This window comes from Nocardioides sp. (assembly GCF_044226305.1).
Lineage (GTDB): Bacteria > Actinomycetota > Actinomycetes > Propionibacteriales > Nocardioidaceae > Nocardioides.
Window position 1 is genome coordinate 110,045 of record NZ_JBGAHF010000006.1, and the last position, 20,404, is coordinate 130,448.

18 protein-coding genes are annotated in these 20,404 nt (G+C 74.8%); 4 read left to right on the forward strand and 14 right to left on the reverse strand.

Annotated features, from left to right (window positions below):
* Positions 1-37 precede the first annotated feature (37 nt).
* The 5 genes from ACILQ5_RS08355 to ACILQ5_RS08375 are packed head-to-tail and all read right to left on the reverse strand — an operon-like array spanning position 38 to position 4,874.
* Positions 38-574, reverse strand: coding sequence for a type 1 glutamine amidotransferase domain-containing protein (locus ACILQ5_RS08355; RefSeq protein ID WP_395657526.1), 537 nt, complete (start codon positions 572-574; stop codon positions 38-40).
* A 36-nt stretch (positions 575-610) separates the two neighbouring features.
* Entirely contained in the window at positions 611-1,612 is a 1,002-nt protein-coding gene (locus tag ACILQ5_RS08360) for a methionine synthase (protein WP_395657527.1), read from the reverse strand.
* Entirely contained in the window at positions 1,609-2,688 is a 1,080-nt protein-coding gene (mnmA, locus tag ACILQ5_RS08365; protein WP_395657528.1) for a tRNA 2-thiouridine(34) synthase MnmA, read from the reverse strand. Before mnmA ends, ACILQ5_RS08360 begins: the two co-directional genes overlap by 4 nt.
* 1 nt (position 2,689) lies before the next feature.
* On the reverse strand, positions 2,690-3,898 hold the full coding sequence (locus ACILQ5_RS08370; protein WP_395657529.1) for a cysteine desulfurase family protein: 1,209 nt from the start codon (positions 3,896-3,898) through the stop codon (positions 2,690-2,692).
* 13 nt (positions 3,899-3,911) lie between these two features.
* Positions 3,912-4,874, reverse strand: a complete 963-nt coding sequence (locus ACILQ5_RS08375) for an endonuclease/exonuclease/phosphatase family protein (protein WP_395657530.1) — start codon at positions 4,872-4,874, stop codon at positions 3,912-3,914.
* A gap of 65 nt (positions 4,875-4,939) precedes the next feature.
* Here ACILQ5_RS08375 and ACILQ5_RS08380 point away from each other — a divergent pair, with 65 nt between their 5' ends.
* Complete coding sequence (locus ACILQ5_RS08380; RefSeq protein ID WP_395657531.1) at positions 4,940-5,734, forward strand: alpha/beta hydrolase; 795 nt, start codon at positions 4,940-4,942, stop codon at positions 5,732-5,734.
* Positions 5,735-5,752: 18 nt separating this feature from the next.
* Here the strand turns inward: ACILQ5_RS08380 and proB are convergent, their stop codons facing one another.
* The 5 genes from proB to ACILQ5_RS08405 all read right to left on the reverse strand — a co-directional run bounded on the left by proB (position 5,753) and on the right by ACILQ5_RS08405 (position 10,235).
* Positions 5,753-6,868 (reverse strand): glutamate 5-kinase, encoded by a 1,116-nt coding sequence (gene proB, locus ACILQ5_RS08385; RefSeq protein WP_395657532.1) that lies wholly within the window; start codon positions 6,866-6,868, stop codon positions 5,753-5,755.
* A 7-nt stretch (positions 6,869-6,875) separates the two neighbouring features.
* Positions 6,876-8,411, reverse strand: a complete 1,536-nt coding sequence (obgE, locus tag ACILQ5_RS08390; RefSeq protein WP_395657533.1) for a GTPase ObgE — start codon at positions 8,409-8,411, stop codon at positions 6,876-6,878.
* An 84-nt stretch (positions 8,412-8,495) separates the two neighbouring features.
* Positions 8,496-8,750, reverse strand: a complete 255-nt coding sequence (rpmA, locus tag ACILQ5_RS08395) for a 50S ribosomal protein L27 (protein WP_395657534.1) — start codon at positions 8,748-8,750, stop codon at positions 8,496-8,498.
* Between the two features lie 33 nt (positions 8,751-8,783).
* Positions 8,784-9,092: a 50S ribosomal protein L21 gene (gene rplU, locus ACILQ5_RS08400; protein ID WP_395657535.1), complete on the reverse strand. Its 309-nt coding sequence runs from the start codon at positions 9,090-9,092 to the stop codon at positions 8,784-8,786.
* Between the two features lie 159 nt (positions 9,093-9,251).
* The gene (locus ACILQ5_RS08405; protein WP_395657536.1) at positions 9,252-10,235 is read right to left on the reverse strand and encodes an ArsR/SmtB family transcription factor; all 984 of its coding nucleotides are present in this window, start codon (positions 10,233-10,235) and stop codon (positions 9,252-9,254) included.
* Positions 10,236-10,293: 58 nt separating this feature from the next.
* On the opposite strand from ACILQ5_RS08405, the gene ACILQ5_RS08410 reads away from it, so the two are divergent.
* Positions 10,294-11,508, forward strand: coding sequence for a hypothetical protein (locus tag ACILQ5_RS08410; protein ID WP_395657537.1), 1,215 nt, complete (start codon positions 10,294-10,296; stop codon positions 11,506-11,508).
* On the opposite strand, the gene ACILQ5_RS08415 is transcribed toward ACILQ5_RS08410, so the two are convergent.
* The 3 genes from ACILQ5_RS08415 to ACILQ5_RS08425 form a co-directional block, all read right to left on the reverse strand.
* A complete protein-coding gene (locus tag ACILQ5_RS08415; RefSeq protein ID WP_395657538.1) occupies positions 11,480-14,722 on the reverse strand; it encodes an Rne/Rng family ribonuclease in 3,243 nt (1,080 codons plus the stop codon). The two genes, ACILQ5_RS08410 and ACILQ5_RS08415, sit on opposite strands and share 29 nt — an antisense overlap.
* A gap of 369 nt (positions 14,723-15,091) precedes the next feature.
* A complete protein-coding gene (locus ACILQ5_RS08420; protein ID WP_395657539.1) occupies positions 15,092-15,808 on the reverse strand; it encodes a TIGR03936 family radical SAM-associated protein in 717 nt (238 codons plus the stop codon).
* Positions 15,809-15,841: 33 nt separating this feature from the next.
* Positions 15,842-17,032, reverse strand: a complete 1,191-nt coding sequence (locus tag ACILQ5_RS08425; protein WP_395657540.1) for a winged helix DNA-binding domain-containing protein — start codon at positions 17,030-17,032, stop codon at positions 15,842-15,844.
* A gap of 65 nt (positions 17,033-17,097) precedes the next feature.
* Here ACILQ5_RS08425 and ACILQ5_RS08430 point away from each other — a divergent pair, with 65 nt between their 5' ends.
* Both ACILQ5_RS08430 and ACILQ5_RS08435 read left to right on the forward strand, forming a co-directional pair.
* Entirely contained in the window at positions 17,098-17,538 is a 441-nt protein-coding gene (locus tag ACILQ5_RS08430) for a hypothetical protein (protein WP_395657541.1), read from the forward strand.
* A gap of 11 nt (positions 17,539-17,549) precedes the next feature.
* Positions 17,550-18,326: a hypothetical protein gene (locus ACILQ5_RS08435; protein ID WP_395657542.1), complete on the forward strand. Its 777-nt coding sequence runs from the start codon at positions 17,550-17,552 to the stop codon at positions 18,324-18,326.
* Between the two features lie 16 nt (positions 18,327-18,342).
* Here ACILQ5_RS08435 and ACILQ5_RS08440 read toward each other — a convergent pair whose 3' ends face one another.
* On the reverse strand, positions 18,343-20,310 hold the full coding sequence (locus tag ACILQ5_RS08440) for a TIGR03960 family B12-binding radical SAM protein (RefSeq protein ID WP_395657543.1): 1,968 nt from the start codon (positions 20,308-20,310) through the stop codon (positions 18,343-18,345).
* Positions 20,311-20,404: the final 94 nt, after the last annotated feature.

The following is a 20,404-nucleotide window of genomic DNA, read 5'->3' on the forward strand; positions in this document are numbered from 1 at the left end:
CGTATGACGTCGCGGGACCCGAGCGGGGGTGTCCCCGTCAGGTCAGGGCGTCCTCGAGCGCCTTGATGAAGGCGGGCAGGTCGTCCGGGTCGCGGCTGGTGATGAGGTTGCCGTCGACGACGACCTCCTCGTCGGTCCAGGTGCCACCCGCGTTGCGGACGTCGTCGGCGAGGCTGTGGTAGCTGGTGAGGCTGCGGCCGCGGACCAGGCCGGCGGAGACCAGCAACCAGGGGCCGTGGCAGATGGCCGCCAGCGGCCTGCGGTCCTCCATCACCCGGCGCACGATGTCCTGCGCCCGGTGGTCGACCCGGATCCGGTCGGCGTTGACGGTGCCGCCGGGGACGACCAGGGCGTGGATCGCACCGGCGTCGAGGTCGTCGAAGGTGCCGTCCACGTCGATCGTCCCGCTCGGGTCGGTGTCGCCCTGCACCGCCTGGATCGGGTCGGTCGAGGAGGAGTAGATCTTCACGGTCGCGCCCGCTTCGCGCAGCGCGTCACGGGGCTCGACGAGCTCCGGCTCCTCGACGAAGTCGGTCGCGATGATGGCCACGGTCTTGCCGGTCAGGTGGGTCATGGCGGGCCGGTACCCGGCCTCGGCTCCCCCGATTCCTCACCCGGAGAGGTGACCGGCGGCGCTGCTCAGCAGCCCGAGCGCCTGCCGGGCCCAGGCCGGCGAGGCACCGGCGAGCCCGCACGCCGGGGTGAGCACCAGCCGCTGACCCGTCTCCTCCGGGTCGAGCCCGAGCATGTCGAGCCAGCGCAGCGCCGACTCGGTGACCTCGGTGTCGGTCGGCGCGACCGGCGGGTCCGTCGCGGGCAGCACGCCGAGCGCGACCGTCCCGCCCTCCTCGAGGACCTCGGCGAGCGCGTCGTGGTCGGCGGCGCCGAGCTGGGCGAGGTCCACGGAGATCCCCTGCGCGCCGGCGCCCCGCAGCAGGCGGACCGGCAGGCCGGCGGCGCAGCCGTGCACCCAGGGCTCCGCACCCGCTCCGGCGATCGCCTCGAGCGCCCACGCCAGGGCGGCCGACGCCTCCGGGGGGTGCACCGTGCGGTGCCGTCCGAAGCCCGACGCGGTGGGGACCCGGCCCCCGAGGACCGCCGGCAGCACCGGCTCGTCCACCTGCACGACCAGGCGGTCCACGCCCGGGAGCCGGCGTCGCACGTCGGCGACGTGCTCGCGCAGCCCTTCGGCCAGCGCCTGGGCGAGCTCACGGCGGGCGCCGTGGTCGGCGAGCACCTTGTCGCCGCGCGGGCGCTCGACGGTGGCCGCGAGCGTCCAGGGGCCGGCGACCTGGACCTTGAACGTGCCGGTCGCGCCCTGGGCCCGCTCCTCGAGCGCGTCGAGGTCCTGGGCGAGCAGGCTGCGGGCGCGCCGCTGGTCGACACCCCCACCACCGCCGGTGAGCCGCCAGCCGGCCGGCTGGAGGTCCGCGCCGAGCTCGGCGACCAGCGCCAGGGCGCGCCCGGTCATCTGGGCCGTGGCGCCCCGCGCCGGGAGCTCGGGCAGGTGCGGCAGGCCCTGCTGGTCGGGCGCGAGCTCGCCGAGCACGACGCGCAGCGCCTCGTGGACGTCCTCGCCGGGGAAGGAGCCGACTCCCGTGGCGACGCTCACCGCGTGCTCGCGATGGTCGCCGAGCCGACGACCCGGGTGCCGTCGTAGAGGACCGCCGCCTGGCCGGGCGCGATGCCGTACGCCGGCTCCAGCAGCTCGATCTCGACGGTCTCGCCGACGCGCACCCGCGCCGGCAGCTCCCCGCCGTGCGCGCGCAGCTGGACGGTCCCCTCGAGCAGGTCGGGGACGCTGCCGCACCACCGCGGCCGGACCCCGGTGAGCCGGTCCACGGCGAGCCGCTCCCGCGGGCCCACGGTGACGGTGCCCGAGACCGGCTCGATGTCGAGCACGAAGCGCGGCCGGCCGTCGGGCGCCGGTCGGCCCAGCCGCAGCCCGCGGCGCTGCCCGATCGTGAACGCATAGGTGCCCTCGTGGGCGCCGACGACCTCACCGGACTCGTCGACGACGTCGCCACCGTGGTTCGGCGCCCGGTCGCCGAGCTTCTCGCGCAGCCAGCCCGCGTTGTCGCCGTCGGCGACGAAGCAGATGTCGTGGCTGTCCGGCTTGTCGGCGACCAGCAGGCCCCGCTCGGCGGCCTCCCGGCGCACCTCGGCCTTCGTGGAGCCGCCGAGCGGGAACAGCGAGTGCCGCAGCTGCTCCTGGTCGAGCACGCCGAGGACGTAGGACTGGTCCTTGCCGTGGTCGACCGCGCGGTGCATCTCGACCAGGCCGTCCGCGCCGGTGCGCAGCTGCGCGTAGTGGCCGGTGGCGACGGCGTCGAACCCGAGGCCGAGCGCGCGGTCGAGCACGGCGGCGAACTTGATCTTCTCGTTGCAGCGCAGGCACGGGTTGGGCGTCCGGCCGGCGGCGTACTCGTCGAGGAAGTCCTCGACCACGTCCTCGTGGAAGCGCTCGCTGAGGTCCCAGACGTAGAACGGGATGCCGATCACGTCGGCCGCCCGGCGGGCGTCGTTGGCGTCCTCGATGGTGCAGCAGCCGCGGGCGCCGGAGCGGTACGACGCGGGGTTGCGCGACAGGGCGAGGTGGACGCCCGTGACGTCGTGCCCGGCCTCGGCCGCACGGGCCGCGGCCACGGCGGAGTCGACGCCGCCGGACATGGCGGCGATCACGCGCACGTCAGCGCCTCGCGGCCCGGGCCCGCTCGACGACCGGGCCGATCGCCTCGACGACCGCGTCGACGTCGGCGGGCACCGAGGTGTGGCCGAGGGAGAAGCGCAGCGAGTGCCGCGCGGCCTCCTCGTCGCACCCCATCGCGAGCAGCACGTGCGAGGGCTGCGGCACACCCGCCGAGCAGGCGGACCCGGTCGAGGTCTCGATGCCGCGGGCGTCGAGCAGCATGAGCAGGGAGTCGCCCTCGCAGCCGGGGAAGCCGAGGTGGGCGTTGCCGGGGAGCCGGTGCCGGCCTGCGGGGTCCAGGGCCGCCCCGTGGAGGTGGGCGTCGGGGACGACCTCGAGCACCCGCCGCACGAGGTCGTCACGCAGCGCGGCGACCCGGGTGGCGTGCTCGGCCTGGTGCTTGACCGCGAGCTCCACCGCGGCGGCGAAGCCGGCGACCGCGGGCGTGTCCAGGGTGCCGCTGCGGATGTCGCGCTCCTGGCCGCCGCCGTGCACCAGCGGGCTGACGGACAGCTCGCGCCGGACGACGAGCGCGCCGACGCCGTACGGCCCGCCGAGCTTGTGGCCGGTCAGGGTGAGGGCGTCGACCCCGCAGGCCGCGAAGTCGACCGGGACGTGGCCGACGGCCTGGACGGCGTCGGTGTGGACCGGGATCCCGTGCTCGGCCGCCAGGGCGACGACCTCGTGGATCGGCTGGAGGGTGCCGACCTCATTGTTGGCCCACATCACGGTGACGAGCGCGACGGAGCCGGGGTCGCGGTCGATCGCCGCCCGCAGCGCGGCCACGTGGAGGCGGCCGTCGCGGTCGACGGGCAGCAGCTCGACCTCGGCGCCCCCGGCCTCGGCCAGCCAGTGCAGCGGGTCGAGGACGGCGTGGTGCTCGACCGCGGTGCTCAGGATGCGGGTGCGCCGCGGGTCCGCGGCCCGCCGCGCCCAGTAGACGCCCTTGACAGCGAGGTTGTCGGCCTCGGTGCCGCCGGAGGTGAACACGACCTCCCCCGGCCGGCACCCCAGCGCCTGCGCGATGGTCTCGCGGGACTCCTCGACGACCCGGCGGGCCCGTCGGCCCGAGGCGTGCAGCGAGCTGGCGTTGCCCACGTCGAGCAGGTGCGCCGACATCGCCTCGACCGCCGCCGGCACCATCGGCGTCGTGGCGGCGTGGTCGAGGTAGACGGTCCGGGCCTGCCCTGTCGTCTCGTGGGGAGTCATCGCGCCCTCCAGCCTACTTGCGGGCCACCAGTGCGACGACCGCCCGGTGGTCGCTGCCCGGGACGTCGACGGTGTGCATGCCGATCGCGGCCAGCCGCGGGCCGACCAGCACGTGGTCGATCTGCGCGAGCGGCGGGGTCGGGAGTCCCAGCGACCAGGACCCCTGGGCCGGCCAGGTGGGCTGCCAGCCCTGGTCGGCGAGCTCGCCGACGTCGCGGTAGCCGGCGTCGGCCAGGGCCCGCATCGGCGCGTGGTCGCTGGTCGCGTTCAGGTCGCCGACCACCAGGTCCGGGTGGTCGGCCTCGACCGTGGCGAGCAGCACCGCGTGGTCGGCGCGCCAGTCCTCGGGGACGGTCGGCGCCTGCGGGTGCGTGGCCACGAGCGTGAGGTCGCCGAGCGCCACCACCCAGCCCCCGTGCGTGGTGGCGAGCGCCTCGGCCGGTCCCAGCCGCTCGAGCGCGAAGACCATCGTGCCGTCGCTGTCCGGCTCCGGGGTGCCGACGCGGTGGGGCAGCAGGTCCGCGAGTCCGGCGGCGTCCATCTCCGCCAGGTCCGCGGCGGTGATCTCCTCGACCACGAGGACGTCGGCCCGCTCGCTCTCGGCGAGGCGGACGAGTGCGGTCGCGTCGCCGGCCCCGTGGGCGATGTTGGAGGTCATCACCACCATCGGCTCGGCCCCGGCCGCCGGGGGCGGGTTCGCGCCGCTGACCTGGGGCGCGAACCACCAGCAGTGGACGAGCAGGCCGGCCAGGGCGACCGCGGCCAGTGCCCACGTCCACCAGCGCCGCACCACGACCAGCCGGACGGCCAGCAGCAGCACCACGAGGCCGTACAGCACGACCCCGACGGGGGTGAACCCCTCCACCAGCAGCCAGAAGGACCGCTGCGGCTCCACGGCCCGGGCGAAGGTGACCCCGAGCGCCGGGACCAGGAGGACGGCGACGGCGACCCAGAACACGACCGCCCCCACGCGCACGCACCGAACCTACCGGCTCTCCCCAGGTCCGGCCCGGTGTCGGCAGACCCACCTAGGGTTCGGGCATGACGACCGGACTCCTCCGCCGGGCCGTGCTGGGCGCGGTCGGCGTCGTGCTCGCCGCGGCGACCGGCTGCTCCTCCGACGACGCCTCGCCCCCGGAGGCCCAGCCGCCGGCGTCCGCGTCCCCCTCGTCCGCCGCACCCTCGCCGGCCGTGGACGACCGGGGCTTCCCGATGCCGACCCGTCCCCGGTGCGCCGACGACGCGGGCGGGGAGTACGTCACCACCACCACCAGCGCCGGCAACGGCGTCGGCATGCTGCTGATCGGCAGCGGCACGGCCGGGGTCGTGCTCGCACCGGAGGACGACGGCGACGTCTGCCAGTGGCTGCCGTACGCCGAGGAGCTGGCGACCAGCCACCGCGTCGCCGTCCTCGACCGCTGGGCCGACCCCCGGGCCGAGCTGCCCGCCCTCGCCGCCCACGCGCTCCGCGAGGCGGGCGCGCGCGAGGTGGTGTTCGGTGGCGCGTCCTTCGGAGGTGCGACGGTCATGTCCGAGGCGCACCGGCTCCGGCCCGCGCCGGCCGGCGTGTTCTCCCTCGGGGGCGAGCTCACGCTGCCCGGTCTCGACTTCCGCCCGGGGATCGCCCGGTGGCACGGTCCCCTCCTCCAGCTCGGCAGCCACAGGGACCACTTCTTCGACGCCGCCGACGCCCGCCGGCTTCAGGCGCTGCACCCCGGCGACGAGACCGTCGTGGTGCTCCCGGGACGCACCCACGGGGTCGCCCTGCTGCGCGGAGCCGACGGCGATCGGGTCCGTGCCGCGATCGACGACTTCCTCGACCAGGTGCTCGACTGAGCGGTCGCGCTCAGCCGGTCAGAGCAGCACCAGGTCGTCGCGGTGGACGACCTCGCGCTCGTACTCCGCCCCCAGCTCGCGCTTGAGGTCGTGCGAGGAGCGGCCGAGCAGGGCCGGGAGCTCGGCGGCGTCGAAGTTCACCAGCCCGCGGGCGACCGGGGTGCCGTCCGGGCCGGCGAGGTCGACCGGTTCACCGGCGAGGAAGGTGCCCTGGACGCCGGTGATGCCGGCGGCCAGCAGGGAGGCGCGCCGCTCGACGACGGCGCGCACCGCGCCCGCGTCCAGCACCAGCGTGCCCTGCGGCTCGGTGGCGTGGGCCAGCCACAGCAGCCGGGTCGGGCGACGCCGGCCGGTGGTGTGGAAGAGGGTGCCGACCGGTTCGCCGGCCAGCGCCGGGCCGGTCTTCTCGGCGGAGGTGAGCACGACGGGGATCCCGGCGCCGGTGGCGATCCGGGCGGCGTCCACCTTCGTCTGCATGCCGCCGGTGCCGAGGCCGGCCGCCCCGGTCCTGCCGATCCGCACGTCACCGAGGTCGTCGACCGACAGCACGTCGCGGAGCAGCGAGCTGTCCGGACGCGACGGGTCGGCGTCGTAGAGGCCGTCGACGTCGGAGAGCAGCACCAGCAGGTCGGCGTGCACCAGGTGGGCGACCAGCGCGGCCAGCCGGTCGTTGTCGCCGAACCGGATCTCGCTGGTGGCGACGGTGTCGTTCTCGTTGACGATCGGCAGGACGCCGAGGTCGAGCAGCTTGGCGAAGGTCTGGTAGGCGTTGCGGTAGTGGGAGCGCCGGGTCACGTCGTCGACCGTGAGCAGCACCTGCCCGGCGATCACGCCGTGCCGGGCCAGCTCCTCGGTGTAGCGGTGCACCAGCAGCCCCTGGCCGACCGAGGCCGCCGCCTGCTGCGCGGCGAGCCCGCGCGGCCGCCGCTTCAGCCCGAGCGGCGCCAGGCCGGCCGCGATCGCACCCGAGGAGACCAGCACGACCTCGACCCCGGCCGCACGGCGGGCCGCGAGGACGTCGACCAGGTCCTGCACCCGGGCCGGGTCGATCCCCCCGGCCGCGGTCGTGAGCGAGGAGGAGCCGACCTTGACGACGACCCGCCTCGCCCCGGTCACCTCGGCGCGCATGCTCATCCCGTGCTCACTCTCCGGGGTCGTCCTCGGACCAGTCGGGGTCGTCGGCGCTGCCGATCTCGTACGACGTCGGCCCCTGCCGCTCGGGCTTGTCGAGCCGCCGCGCGACGTCGGCGCGGGTCTCCCCCTCGGCACGCTCGTCCATCAGCTCGTCGATCGCGCGGCGCCGGCGGGCCGCGGGGCGGGAGTCGTCGAAGCGCTGGTCCTCGCCGCGCCGACCGAGCATCTCGGCGCCTGCGTCGATGCCGGGCTTGAAGTCGAAGACGACTGCGTTGTCGGGGTGGCCGATCAGGACCGCGTCGCCCTCCTCCGCGCCGAGCTCGACCAGCCGGGTCTCCACGCCGAGCCGGTTGAGCCGGTCGGCGAGGAAGCCGACGGCCTCGTCGTTGCTGAAGTCGGTCTGCCGCACCCAGCGCTCCGGCTTCTCGCCGCGCACCCGCCAGCCGTCGCCGGTGAGCTTGACGGTGAACTCGTCGCTGCCGTCGGCCGACGGCGGGCGCAGCACGATCCGGGTCGCCTCGACCGTCGGCTTCGCGCGCCGGGCCGCGTCGACGATCCCGGCCATCGCGAAGGTCAGCTCGCGCAGCCCCTCACCCGACGCGGCGGACACCTCGAAGACGCGCAGCCCCCGACCGCGCAGCTCGTCGACGACGAAGGACGCGATGTCGCGCCCGTCGGGGACGTCGATCTTGTTGAGCGCCACCAGGCGCGGACGGTCCTCGAGGCCGCCGTACCGCGACAGCTCACGCTCGATCACGTCGAGGTCGTCGACCGGGTTGCGGCCGGGCTCGATGCTCGCGGTGTCGATGACGTGCACGATCGCCGCACAGCGCTCGATGTGGCGCAGGAAGTCGTGGCCGAGCCCGCGACCCTCGCTGGCACCCTCGATCAGCCCCGGGACGTCGGCGACCGTGAACGTCGTGTCGCCGGCCGTCACCACCCCGAGGTTCGGCACCAGGGTGGTGAACGGGTAGTCGGCGATCTTGGGCCGGGCCCGGGAGATCGCCGCGATCAGGCTGGACTTCCCGGCGCTCGGGAAGCCGACCAGGCCGACGTCGGCGACCACCTTGAGCTCGAGCACGATCTCGAGCTCGTCGCCCGGCTCGCCGAGCAGCGCGAAGCCCGGCGCCTTCCGCTTGGAGGAGGCCAGCGCGGCGTTGCCCAGGCCGCCGCGGCCGCCCTGGGCGACGACCAGCTCGGTGCCCGGGCCGACCAGGTCGGCGAGCACGTTGCCCTTCGGGTCGGTGACCAGGGTGCCGTCGGGCACCGGGAGCACCAGGTCGGAGCCGTGCGCGCCGTTGCGGTGCGCGCCCGCGCCGTGGCCGCCGTGCTCGGCACGACGCTTCGGGCTGTGGTGGTAGTCCAGCAGCGTGGTGACGTCGGGGTCGACGCGCAGGATCACCGAGCCGCCCGGGCCGCCGTTGCCACCGTCGGGGCCGCCGAGCGGCTTGAACTTCTCGCGGTGCACCGAGGCCACACCGTTGCCGCCACGCCCGGCGCTGACGTGCAGCGTCACCCGGTCGACGAAGGTCGGGACTGCCATCGGTACTCCTGAGAAATGCCGCGAGGGCGTCCCGAGTCAGGACGCCCTCGCAGAGCTACGAGATAAGGGTGGGTGAGCGCCAGGTCACTCGCCCGGGACGATGTTCACGACGCGGCGCCCGCGCCGGGTGCCGAACTCGACCGCACCGCCGACCAGCGCGAAGAGCGTGTCGTCACCGCCGCGGCCGACGCCGCTGCCCGGGTGGAAGTGGGTCCCCCGCTGGCGGACGATGATCTCGCCGGCGTTGACGACCTGGCCGCCGTAGCGCTTGACGCCCAGCCGCTGCGAGTTGGAGTCGCGGCCGTTCTTGGTGGACGCGGCGCCCTTCTTGTGTGCCATCTCTTCAGTCCTTCGAGGGAGTCGGTGGGGCGATCAGGCGTTGATCGCGGTGACCTTGACCTGGGTGTACTTCTGGCGGTGACCCTGGCGCTTCTTGTAGCCGGTCTTGTTCTTGTACTTCTGGATGATGATCTTGGGGCCCTTGGTGGCACCGAGGACCTCGGCGGTCACGGAGGCCTTGCCGAGCTTCGCGGCGTCGGAGGTGACCTGCTCACCGTCGACGACGAGGACCACGGGGAGGGTCACCGACTCGCCGACCCCGGTCGTGATCTTGTCGATCTCGATGACGTCGCCCACGGCAACCTTCTGCTGGGTGGCGCCTGCGCGCACGATCGCGTACACCGCGGTCTCCTTCGTCGGGTCCAAGCTGGGTTCGGGTCTGGCGCGCCAGGCTCTCGGCGCCGCACAGGAGGGCGCGCTACCGAGCGCGCACCGAGGGTCAATACTACGGATCGGGCACCGATCGGGCAAAACGTCGTCCGTGGACCCCGAGCCGCGGTGCTACCGGCCGGCGGCTACCAGCTCGTCGCCGAGCGCCGTCCTCCAGTAGAGCACCTCCCGGCCGGATCGTCGACGCAGCACCGCGCCGGCGTCGCGGAGCACCCGCAGGTGGTTGCCGACCGCCCCCAGCGGCAGCCCGGTCAGCGCGGCCAGCTGGGTCGTGGAGTGCGGCTCGTCGAGCAGCTCGAGGACCCGGGCCCGGTTGGCGCCGACCAGCCGGGCCAGCCCGCCGGCGGCGGCCCGGTCGGCCGGAGCCTGCGCCCCGGTGACCGGGTAGACGACCGCGAACCGGTCCGGCAGGTCCCAGCAGACCCACTGGCCGTTGCTGTGCACCGGGACGAAGGACAGCTCCCGCGCCCCGGACAGGTCGCGGGTCGGCAGGTCGTAGGAGTTGATCTGCAGGTGGCCGCCGCCCCGCCACTCCATCCGCCGGCCGAGCGTCGGGACGACGCCGGCCCAGCCCTGGGTGGCGAGCCGGTTGGTCCGGGCCACGACGTCGGCCTGGAGGACCCGGCGCCGCCGCGGCCAGTCCGCGGCGACCGTGGCCGTCCACACCCAGGTCAGCAGGTCGGCCACGGCCTCGCGCAGCCCGGGCCGCTCGAGGGCCGGCGGGAGCGGTCCCGGGCGCAGGCCGAGGATCTCCGCGCGCATCCGCGCGTCGTCCCAGGTCCGCAGCTGGGCGAGCTCGTCCTCGAACCCGGCGCCCTCCCCGAGCGGCGGCAGGGTCAGGAAGTCCGCCATCCACCCCGCCCGGCCGCCCTGGCGCGGTCGCCACAGGCTGCCCGCGAGCGCAGCGCGGACCGGGTCGGCGGCCAGCATCTCGGCGTACGCCTCGCGGTGGCTGGCATGGAAGGAGCGCTGCCACGGCGCGCCGAGGGGGGTCGGCGCGTCCAGCAGGGTCATCGCCGCCACGGTCTCGTTGAGCGGCGAGAGCCGGAACCCGCTCCGCGCGAGCAGGTCCGCCGGCACCAGCCAGGTCCCCATGTTTCGCCTCCTCGCGAATCATTGTCGCAGCCCGACCGGTCGTCCGCAGACTGCAGCCGTGCCGACCTACCGCGAGCTGTTCGCCATCCGGGAGTTCCGGGTCCTGTTCCTCAACCGGTGCGTGGTCATGGTCTCGGTCGCGGCGTCGGGCCTGGCACTGGGGACGATCACCTACGAGGCCACCGGGTCGCCGGTCCTGACGGCGCTCGCCATGTTCGGCGGCCCGCTCGTCTCCCTCGTCGCGTCACAGCTGCTGCTGGCGAGCTCGGACACCGTGCGGCCACAGACGGCGCTGATGCTGCAGATGCTGGCGCCGCTGGTGGCCAACAGCCTCCAGGCCGTGCCGGGCGTGCCGTGGCAGGCCCGGTTCGCGCTGCTCGCGATCCCGTACGTCGTCAACGCGATGTTCTCCGGCACCCAGTGGGTCGTCGTCCGCGAGATCGTGCCCGAGGGGTCCTACGTGCTCGCCCGCTCGACGTTCAACCTGGCCGTCGGCGGCATGCAGGTCGTCGGCTACGGGCTCGGCGGGGTCGCCCTGCTGTGGCTCTCGGCCCGCGACCTCTTCCTGGTCGCCGCCATGGCCGACGCCGTGTGCCTGCTGAACCTGCGGCTCGGGCTCGCCGACCGGCCGGCCCGCGGCCGCTCCGGGGGCGGCAACGTCGTGCGCCGCACCGCCGCGGTCAACCGGGTGCTGCTCGGCTCGCGCACCACCCGGGCGCTCTACGTCGCGATGTGGGTGCCCAACGGGCTGGTCGTCGGGGCCGAGGCGCTGTTCGTGCCCTACGGGCACGGCTCCGTGGCCGGCTACCTCTTCGCCGCCGCGGCCGCCGGGATGATGCTCGGCGACCTGGTCGTGGGCCGGTTCGTGTCCCCCGCGCGCCGGGACGCGCTCATCGGACCGCTGCGGCTCACGCTGGCGGCGCCGTACCTCCTGCTGCTGCTGTCACCACCGGCCACCGTGACGGTCGCCGTGGCGTTCGTGGCGTCGGTGGGGTACGCCGCCGGCCTGCCGCTCCAGGAGCGGCTCTTCCAGCACACCGACCCCGCGGTCCAGGGGCAGGCGATGGGGCTCTACGGCACCGGCCTGATGGTCTGGCAGGCGATCGGCGCGCTGCTCGGCGGCCTGGCGGCCACGGTCGTCTCCCCCGCTCATGCGATGGGCGTCGTGGCCGTGGCGTCGGTGCTGGTCACCGTGGTGAACACCCCGGGGCTGCGCCGGTCCGCACCGGCGCAGCCCACGGTGGTCAGCGCTTCCGGGAGCCCTTCTTCTTGACCGGGACGTGCTCGACGTTGGGGCTCTCCCCGTCGAGGGTCTCGGCCTCCGGACCGGAGCCGGCGGGGCCACCGGCGTCGGTCTCGGCGGTGCCGGGCTCGACCGCCCCGTGCGCGGGCGGCGAACCGACGCTGCCGATCGAGCCGGACGGCGCCACGGCCTGCGCCGCGGGCTGGTCCACCGGCGGGCCGGCGGGGCGGCTGGCGCTGCGGCGCCGGGTCCGCGTGACGACCTTCGGCGGCTCGGGCTCAGCGACCTCGGCCGCGGGCTCCGGCGTCGGGGACGCCACCGGGTCCGGGGTCGGCTCGGGGGTCGGCTCGGGGGCCGCCGCGGGAGCCGGGTCCTGGTGCGCGACCGGCGTCGGCTCACCGGCAGGCCTGCTGGCGCTGCGGCGCCGGGTCCGGGTGGTGACCTTCGGCTGCTCGGGCTCGACGGCCGCGGGAGCCTCGACCGCGGCCGGCTCGGGGGTCTCGACCGTGGTCGGCTCGGTCCCGGCCTCGGGAGCGCGCGCCGCCTCGTCGGCCGGCGCCTCGGCCGGGGACTCAGCCGGGGACTCGGCCGGGGACTCGGCCGCGGTCTCCGGGCGCGGGGCCATCGCGGCGAGGTCCTTGGGCGACGGCGGGGCCGGCGGCGTCCTCGGCTGCTCCTGCTCCTTGGCACCACCCTCACCCCCGCGACCGCGACGGCCGCCGCGGCGACCGCTGCTGCCGCCCCCGCGGCGGGACTCGTCGTCGCCGCGCTTGGGCTCGACCGGTTGCTCGGAGATGACCACGCCGCGGCCCTGGCAGTGCTCGCAGTTCTCGCTGAACGACTCCAGCAGGCCGGTGCCGATCCGCTTGCGGGTCATCTGCACCAGGCCCAGCGAGGTGACCTCGGCGACCTGGTGGCGGGTGCGGTCCCGGCCGAGGCACTCGACGAGACGGCGCAGGACCAGGTCCCGGTTGGACTCGAGCACCATGTCGATGAAGTCGACGACGATGATGCCGCCGATGTCGCGCAGCCGGAGCTGGCGCACGATCTCCTCGGCCGCCTCGAGGTTGTTCTTGGTGACGGTCTCCTCGAGGTTGCCGCCGGAGCCGGTGAACTTGCCGGTGTTGACGTCGACGACCGTCATCGCCTCGGTGCGGTCGATGATCAGCGAGCCGCCCGAGGGCAGCCAGACCTTGCGGTCCAGGCCCTTGGCGATCTGCTCGTCGATGCGGTACTCGGCGAAGACGTCGGCCTTGCCGCGGGCGCCGTCGGCCCCGGGGTCGTAGCGCTCGAGCCGCGGCTCGAGGTCGGGCGCGACGTGCTGCACGTAGCTCTGCACGGTGTCCCACGCGTCGTCGCCCTGGATCACGAGCTTGCTGAAGTCCTCGGTGAAGAGGTCGCGGACCACCTTGAGGGTCAGGTCCGGCTCGCCGTAGAGCAGCTGCGGGGCGCTGCCCTTGGCCTTGCCCTCGATGTCCTCCCAGCGCGCCTTGAGCCGCTCGACGTCGCGGGTCAGCTCGTCCTCGCTGGCACCCTCGGCCGCGGTGCGCACGATGACGCCGGCGGTGTCCGGGACGATCTCCTTGAGCAGGGTCTTGAGGCGGTTGCGCTCGGTGTCGGGCAGCTTGCGGGAGATGCCGCTCGTCGTGCCGTCCGGGACGTAGACGAGGAACCGGCCCGCGAGGCTGATCTGGCTGGTGAGCCGGGCGCCCTTGTGGCCGATCGGGTCCTTGGTGACCTGGACCAGGACCGTCTGGCCCGACGAGAGCACGGACTCGATCTTGCGCGGCTGACCGTCCTTGTGACCGAGCGCCGACCAGTTGACCTCGCCGGCGTACAGGACCGCGTTGCGGCCCTTGCCGATGTCGATGAACGCGGCCTCCATCGAAGGCAGCACGTTCTGGACCCGGCCGAGGTAGACGTTGCCGATGAGGGAGGTCTGCGACTCGCGGGCGACGTAGTGCTCGACGAGGACCTTGTCCTCCAGCACGCCGATCTGGGTGAGGTCGTCGCGCTGGCGGATCACCATCACCCGGTCGACGGACTCCCGGCGGGCCAGGAACTCGGCCTCGCTGACGATGGGCGCACGACGCCGGCCGGCCTCCCGGCCCTCCCGGCGGCGCTGCTTCTTGGCCTCGAGGCGGGTGGAACCCGCGACGGCCGTGATCTCGTCCTCCGCCGACCGGCGGCTGCGGACCCGGGTGACGGTGTTGTCGGGGTCGTCCCCGCCCTCGCCGCCGTCCTCGCCCGACCGGCGCCGGCGCCGGCGGCGGCGCGAGGTGCCGCCCTCGCCGGTGCTGTCGTCCGCGGCGGCCGCGTCCTCGGTGGCCTCGGCGCCCGCGGTCTCGTCGCCGTCGGCGCTCTCGGCGGCGGTCTCGCCCGAGCCGGAGTCGCTCGAGTCGCCCGACTTCCGGCGGCGTCGACCGCCGCGGCGCCGGCGGCGCCGGGCACCGCCCTCGCCGCCCTCGCCACCTTCTGAGCCCTCGGAGCCCTCGGCGCTCTCGGCCGCGGGAGCCTCCTCCGCCTCGTCGGCCTCCGGGGCCGCGGCCTGGTCGTCCTGGGCGGGCTCCGGGGCGGCCTTCTTCTTCGTCGTCGACTTCTTCGCGGCGCTCTTCTTGGCCGTGGTCTTCTTCGCGGCGGCCTTCGTGGCCGGCTTCTCTGCCTCGGCGTCCGCGGCCGGCTCGTCGGTGACCGGCGCGGTCTCCCCGGCGGGCGACTCGGCGGGCTCCGTTGTCTTGCGGATCCGGCGGCGCGTGGTCGTGGTGACCGTCGGCGGCTGGAACAGCACCGCCGGCGCACCGGCCGGGGCGTCCTCGGCCAGCGGATCGCCGTGCGGCGCCTCGACGGCGGCCTCGGCGGGCTGGGGCTCCGCCGCGGCGGCCTTCTTCGTGGTCCGCTTCGCGGGCGCCTTCCGGGCCGCCTTCTTCGCGACCGGGGCCGCCTCGGGCTCGCCGGCGGCCGGCTCCACGGCCGGCTCCACGGCCGGCTCCACGGCCGGCTCCACGGCCGGCTCCACGGCCGGCTCCACGGCCGGCTCCACGGCCGGCTCCACGGTCTCCGCGGCGGGGGTGGCGGCGGCCTTCTTCGTGGTCCGCTTCGCCGGCGCCTTCTTGGCGGCGGTCTTCTTGGCGGGCGCCTTCTTGGCGGCCGCCTTCTTCGCCGGCTTGCCGGCGGGGGCGTCGGCGGCGGGAGCCGCCTCGGCCGTGGTCTCGTCCGCTTCGGCGCGGAGGTCGTCGTCGGCCATGTGCTGCACTCCTAGCGCCCGGGCGGGTACGCCGCGAGCGGTCCGACGTCGTCCGCCCGGGAACTCAGGACGGGCGACGCAAAGCCTTCGGGTGGCGGCGACATCCTCCGCACTGCGTCACCAGCTGCTCGGGTACCACCTGCCGCGGTCGCCGGCCCCTCAGGCGTCTTGCCTGTGGCGGGTCGCTGTCACCGACCTGCCGGGCCGCGTCGCGGTCTGGCGGCGAACGTGCCGTCCGGTGTGCCGACCTCCAGGTGGTGCTGAGGGAGCCGGCGAGAACGTCGTCGGGTCGTTCCGAGCGGGGTGCCCGGGCCGACCACGGCGAGTATCGCACACCGACCACCGGCGTCGGTCATCGCGACACCCGGGTCAGTCGCCGACCCGGAGCGGGTCCCCCACCTGCCCGGACGCCTCGTCGAGCGGTCCCTGGGCCAGCCGGGTGAGGAGCGGAGCGCCGGCGGTGGTCAGACCGCCGGAGGCGGCCAGCCCCGCGAGCACGTCGTCGGGACGCACCGCGGGCTCGAGGTGACGGAGCACCAGGTCCAACCGGCTGCCCCCGTCGCGGGCCGCCACGGCGAGCCGCACGACGGCCGCGCGGCAGTCGAACTCGCGCAGCCCCTTCTTCGTCATCCGCTGCACGGTGACGGTGTCGGCGGCGAGGAAGGCGGCGACCGCCGCGGTCGCCACGTCGGGGGCCGCGTCCAGGTCGATCAGCCAGTGGCTGGCCTCGAGCCGGTCCGCCAGGGAGCCACCGGGCGACTCGACGACCTCGAGCACGTCGAGGCCGTCGGGCAGCGCCTCCTCCAGCAGGCCGCGGACCTCGTCGAGGTCGACGACCTCGGCGAGCCCGATCTCGAGGTACTCGGCCTCGCTGGCCGACCCGGTCGGCGAGGCCCCGGCGTACGAGATCCGGGGGTGGGGGTTGAACCCCGACGAGTAGGCCATCGGGATCCGGGCCCGGAAGACCGCCCGCTCGAAGGCCCGGCTGAAGTCGCGGTGGCTGGTGAAGCGGAGCCGGCCGCGCTTCGCGTAGCGGATCCGGAGCCGCTGGACGGGGGGAGCCTGCTGCTCGGGCTGGTCACGCACCGGGCCAGGCTACGTCCCGAGGTGCCCCGGGACTCAGTCGCCGATCGCCTGCTTCATCGCGAGCGACGGGTAGACGGTGCTGACCCGGTGGCCGCCGAGCCAGGCCGACAGGCGGCCGGCCTCCGCCTCGAGCGCGGCGCGCCCCTCGGTCCCGACGTCCTCGAGGAGCTCGACCACGACCACGCCGTCCGGGTCCTGGACCCAGCAGCCCACCACCCGGCCGTCCCACCACGCGGTGGTGCCCGCGTTGCCGTTGCGGTCGAACAGCATCGGCGCGTGCGGGCCGAGGTGGAAGCCACGCTCCTTCCAGCCCATCACCGTCGGGTCGAGCACCGGCAGCAGCGCCGCCCACGGCTCGACCTCGGGCTCCGGGCCGTCGAGCAGGGGGTCGTCAGGCAGCACCCAGCCGGCCCGGCCGCCGTCGAGCGGGACCTCGACCGCGCCGAGGTCGGCGAGGGCGTGCCGGACCGCGCCCGCGGTCGACCCGAGCCACCACTGCAGGTCGGCCGCGGAGCCCGGGCCGAAGGTGCCCAGCCACCGGCGCACCAGCTCGGCGTACCCCTCCCGCTCCTCGGCAGGCTCCGGCACCTCGCCCAGCCAGCTCTCCATCGCCGTCCACCTCGGGCGGGCGGTGCGCCAGTGGCCGCTGTTGCGACCGCGCACGATCTTGGCCTCGACGCCGAGCTGGGTGAGGACCCGTGGCGCGATCGGGAAGACGCCTCCGTAGGACTTGCCGGGCGAGATCTCGATCCGGCCGGCCAGCTCGGGCACCTGCTCGCGCAGCTCCTGGGCCGACAGCTCGCTGCCGTCGGCGAGGCGCTCCAGCACCGCCGCGCACGCGGCGTCCACCCAGGCCGCCCCGTCCTCGGCGATGCCGCCGGCGACGACGTCCTTGGCCAGGCGGGTCCGCTGCGCCCGGGCGACCCGGGCGGAGGCGCTCCCCCACGCAGCGGGCAGCAGGTCGCGCGGGAAGACGAACAGCGTGCGGCGCATCGCCAGCTGCTTGACCAGGCTGCGGTCGTCGTAGAGGGCCCGGTCGACGTCGTCGACCGTCACCTCGTCCACGCGCGCCCAGAGCGAGAGGTAGACCGACGGCGCCTCGGTCGCGTGCAGCACGGTCATCGCGCGGGTCGCCGCGACGGCGTCGGCCGCACGGTGCCCGGGCGCGAGCGCGTGCCGGCGGGCCAGCCGGTGCCGTCTCTCGACGTCGGTGACGTGGCGCACGCGGACATCCTGCCCGAGGGTGCCGACACCACGAGGGCGACGACCCCCCTGACACGATGGACCGGGTGAGCACCTCGGTACGCCGCGCCACGGTCCTGGTCCTGGCCGGGATCGTCCTGCTGTCGTTCAACCTGCGTCCCGCGGCGGTGAGCGTGGGCCCGGTGCTCGCGGAGGTCCGCGGCACCTTCGGCATGTCGGGCCCCGTGGCCGGCCTGCTCACCTCGCTGCCCGTCGTCGCGTTCGCGGTCTTCGGCGCGCTGGCACCCGCTGCCGCGCGCCGGGTCGGCGTGCACCGGGTGACGCTGCTGGCGATCCTGGCCGCGGTCGCCGGCCTGGTGGGACGGGCGACGACGAGCAGCGAGGCCCTCTTCCTGGTGCTCTCGCTGCTGGCTCTCGGCGGGATGGCGATGGCGAACGTGCTGCTGCCCTCCCTGGTCAAGCTGCACTTCCCGGACCGGATCGGCCAGGTCACCGCGATCTACACCACCGCGCTTCGGTCGGGCTGACAGCGGCGCTGGTGCTGACCGTCCCGGTCTCGGAGGTCGCCGGCGGCTGGCGGTGGGGCCTGGGCGGGTGGGCGGCGCTCGCCGTCCTGGCGGCGGTGCCGTGGGTCGCGCTGGTCGCGCACGACCGGCACCTGGACCAGACGCCGCAGACGATCACCTTCCGGCAGGTCGCCCGGACCCGCCTGGGCCAGGCGATGGCGCTCTTCTTCGGGCTCCAGTCGCTCCAGGCCTACGCGATCTTCGGTTGGTTCGCCCAGCTGTGGCGCGACAGCGGCTACTCCCCGACCGTGGCCGGGGTGCTCGCCGGCGTCCTCGCCGCCGCGGCGATCCCGCTGTCGCTCTGGCTGCCCAACGTGCTCGCCCGGAGTGCCGACCCGCGCCGGGTGCTGTTCGCGGTGATCCTCGCCTACCCGGTCGGGTACGTCGGCCTGATGATCGCACCGCACTCGCTGGCGATCGCGTGGGCGCTGGTGGTGGGTGCGGCCACCGCGACCTTCCCGCTGATCCTCACCCTCATCGGGCTGCGCGCCCGCACCCCGGAGGGCACCGCCTCGCTCTCGGCCTTCACCCAGTCGACCGGGTACCTGATCGCGGCGGCCGGCCCGTTCCTCGTCGGCGTCGTCCACGACGCGACCGGCGGGTGGACGTGGCCGCTGGTGCTCCTCACCGCGCTCGCGCTCCCGCTGCTGCCGCTCGCGGCGTACGTGTCCCGGCCGGTGCTGCTGGAGGACCAGCTGGACCTGCGTCAGGAGCGCTCGACGGGCAGCGTGCGCTCGGGCGGCTCGTAGGAGGCCCGGCTCCCCGTCAGACCACGGACAGCGGGAGCAGCTGCTGGCCGGTGGGACCGACCTGGATCTCCGTGCCCATCTCGGGGCACACCCCGCAGTCGTAGCAGGGGGTCCAGCGGCAGTCCTCGACCTCGACGTCCGCGCTGCCGTCGGCGACCGCGAGCGCGTCCTCCCAGTCGGCCCAGAGCCAGTCCCGGTCGAGCCCGGAGTCGAGGTGGTCCCAGGGCAGCACCTCGTCGTAGTCGCGCTCACGGGTGGTGTACCAGGCCAGGTCGACACCGGTCCCGGCCAGACCCTTCTCGGCGCAGGCGACCCAGCGGTCGTAGGAGAAGTGCTCGCTCCACCCGTCGAAGCGGCCGCCGTCGCGCCAGACCTCCTCGATCACGCGGCCGACGCGGCGGTCGCCCCGCGACAGCAGTCCCTCGATCGTGCCGGGCTTGCCGTCGTGGTAGCGGAACCCGATCGCCCGCCCGTAGCGCTTGTCGTCGCGGACGGTCTCCCGGAGCTTGCGCAGCCGCTCGTCGGTCGTCTCGTGGTCGAGCTGGGCGGCCCACTGGAAGGGCGTGTGCGGCTTCGGTACGAACCCGCCGATCGAGACGGTGCACCGGATGTCGTTGCGCCCGGAGACCTCGCGGCCCTTGGCGATCACCTGCTTGGCGAGGTCGGCGATGGCCAGCACGTCCTCGTCGGTCTCCGTGGGGAGGCCGCACATGAAGTAGAGCTTCACCTGGCGCCAGCCGTGCGAGTACGCCGTCGCCACGGTGCGGATCAGGTCCTCCTCGGTGACCATCTTGTTGATCACCTTCCGCATCCGCTCGCTGCCACCCTCGGGCGCGAACGTGAGGCCGGAGCGCCGGCCGTTGCGGGAGAACTCGTTGGCGAGGGTGATGTTGAAGGCGTCGACGCGGGTCGAGGGCAGCGACAGCGAGACGTTCGAGCCCTCGTAGCGGTCGGCCAGCCCGGTCGCGATCTCGCCGATCTCGGTGTGGTCGGCACTGGAGAGCGAGAGCAGCCCGACCTCCTCGAAGCCGGTCTTCCGGATCCCGTTCTCGACCATGTCGCCCACGGTGCGGATGGACCGCTCGCGCACCGGGCGGGTGATCATCCCGGCCTGGCAGAACCGGCAGCCGCGGGTGCAGCCGCGGAAGATCTCGACCGAGAACCGCTCGTGCACGGTCTCCGCCAGCGGCACCAGCGGCTTGGCCGGGTACGGCCAGCCGTCGAGGTCCATGAGGGTGTGCTTGCGGACCCGGAACGGGATGCCCGGCCGGTTGGGCACGACCGCCTCGATCGAGCCGTCCTCGGCGTACGCGACGTCGTAGAAGCGTGGCACGTAGACGCCGCCGCTGACGGCCAGCCGGCGCAGCAGCTCGTCACGACCGCCCGGTCGACCCTCGCCCTTCCACTCGCGCACCACCTCGGAGATCGCGAGCACGACCTCCTCGCCGTCACCGAGCACCGCGGCGTCGAGGAAGTCGGCGACCGGCTCGGGGTTGAAGGCCGCGTGCCCGCCCGCCAGGACGATCGGGTCGTCGTCGGTGCGGTCGGCCGCGTGCAGCGGGATGCCCGCGAGGTCGAGGGCGTTGAGGAGGTTCGTGTAGCCGAGCTCGGTGGAGAAGCTGATGCCGAACACGTCGAAGGCACGCACCGGGCGGTGGGCGTCGACGGTGAACTGCGGCACCCCCTCCTCGCGCATGACCTGCTCCATGTCGGGCCACACCGCGTAGGTGCGCTCGGCGATGATCCAGTCCCGCTCGTTGAGCACCTCGTAGAGGATCTGCACGCCCTGGTTCGGCAGCCCGACCTCGTAGGCGTCGGGGTACATCAGCGCCCACCGCACGGTCTCGCCCTCCGGGGCGCAGCTCCAGTCCTTCACCGTCGAGTTGAGCTCGCCGCCGACGTACTGGATCGGCTTGGAGACCGACAGCAGACGGGGCTCGAGCCGGGGGAACACCGACTCCGGGGCGCTCACGGGCGCGGACATCTGGCTACCTCACACGGTGCGTCGGGGGCGGGACGGTCGGAACGACCCAGGGTACGTCGGGGGGCGGCCCGGCCGCGAACCCGCGGACGGACCC

Excerpts from the sequence above, each read along its gene's own strand:
- rpmA (WP_395657534.1), bottom strand. The coding sequence starts at position 8,750 with ATGGCACACAAGAAGGGCGCCGCGTCCACCAAGAACGGCCGCGACTCC.
- ACILQ5_RS08440 (WP_395657543.1), bottom strand. The coding sequence starts at position 20,310 with ATGTCCGCGCCCGTGAGCGCCCCGGAGTCGGTGTTCCCCCGGCTCGAG.
- obgE (WP_395657533.1), bottom strand. The coding sequence starts at position 8,411 with ATGGCAGTCCCGACCTTCGTCGACCGGGTGACGCTGCACGTCAGCGCC.
- ACILQ5_RS08370 (WP_395657529.1), bottom strand. The coding sequence starts at position 3,898 with ATGACTCCCCACGAGACGACAGGGCAGGCCCGGACCGTCTACCTCGAC.
- ACILQ5_RS08380 (WP_395657531.1), top strand. The coding sequence starts at position 4,940 with ATGACGACCGGACTCCTCCGCCGGGCCGTGCTGGGCGCGGTCGGCGTC.
- proB (WP_395657532.1), bottom strand. The coding sequence starts at position 6,868 with ATGAGCATGCGCGCCGAGGTGACCGGGGCGAGGCGGGTCGTCGTCAAG.
- ACILQ5_RS08415 (WP_395657538.1), bottom strand. The coding sequence starts at position 14,722 with ATGGCCGACGACGACCTCCGCGCCGAAGCGGACGAGACCACGGCCGAG.
- ACILQ5_RS08405 (WP_395657536.1), bottom strand. The coding sequence starts at position 10,235 with ATGGGGACCTGGCTGGTGCCGGCGGACCTGCTCGCGCGGAGCGGGTTC.
- ACILQ5_RS08355 (WP_395657526.1), bottom strand. The coding sequence starts at position 574 with ATGACCCACCTGACCGGCAAGACCGTGGCCATCATCGCGACCGACTTC.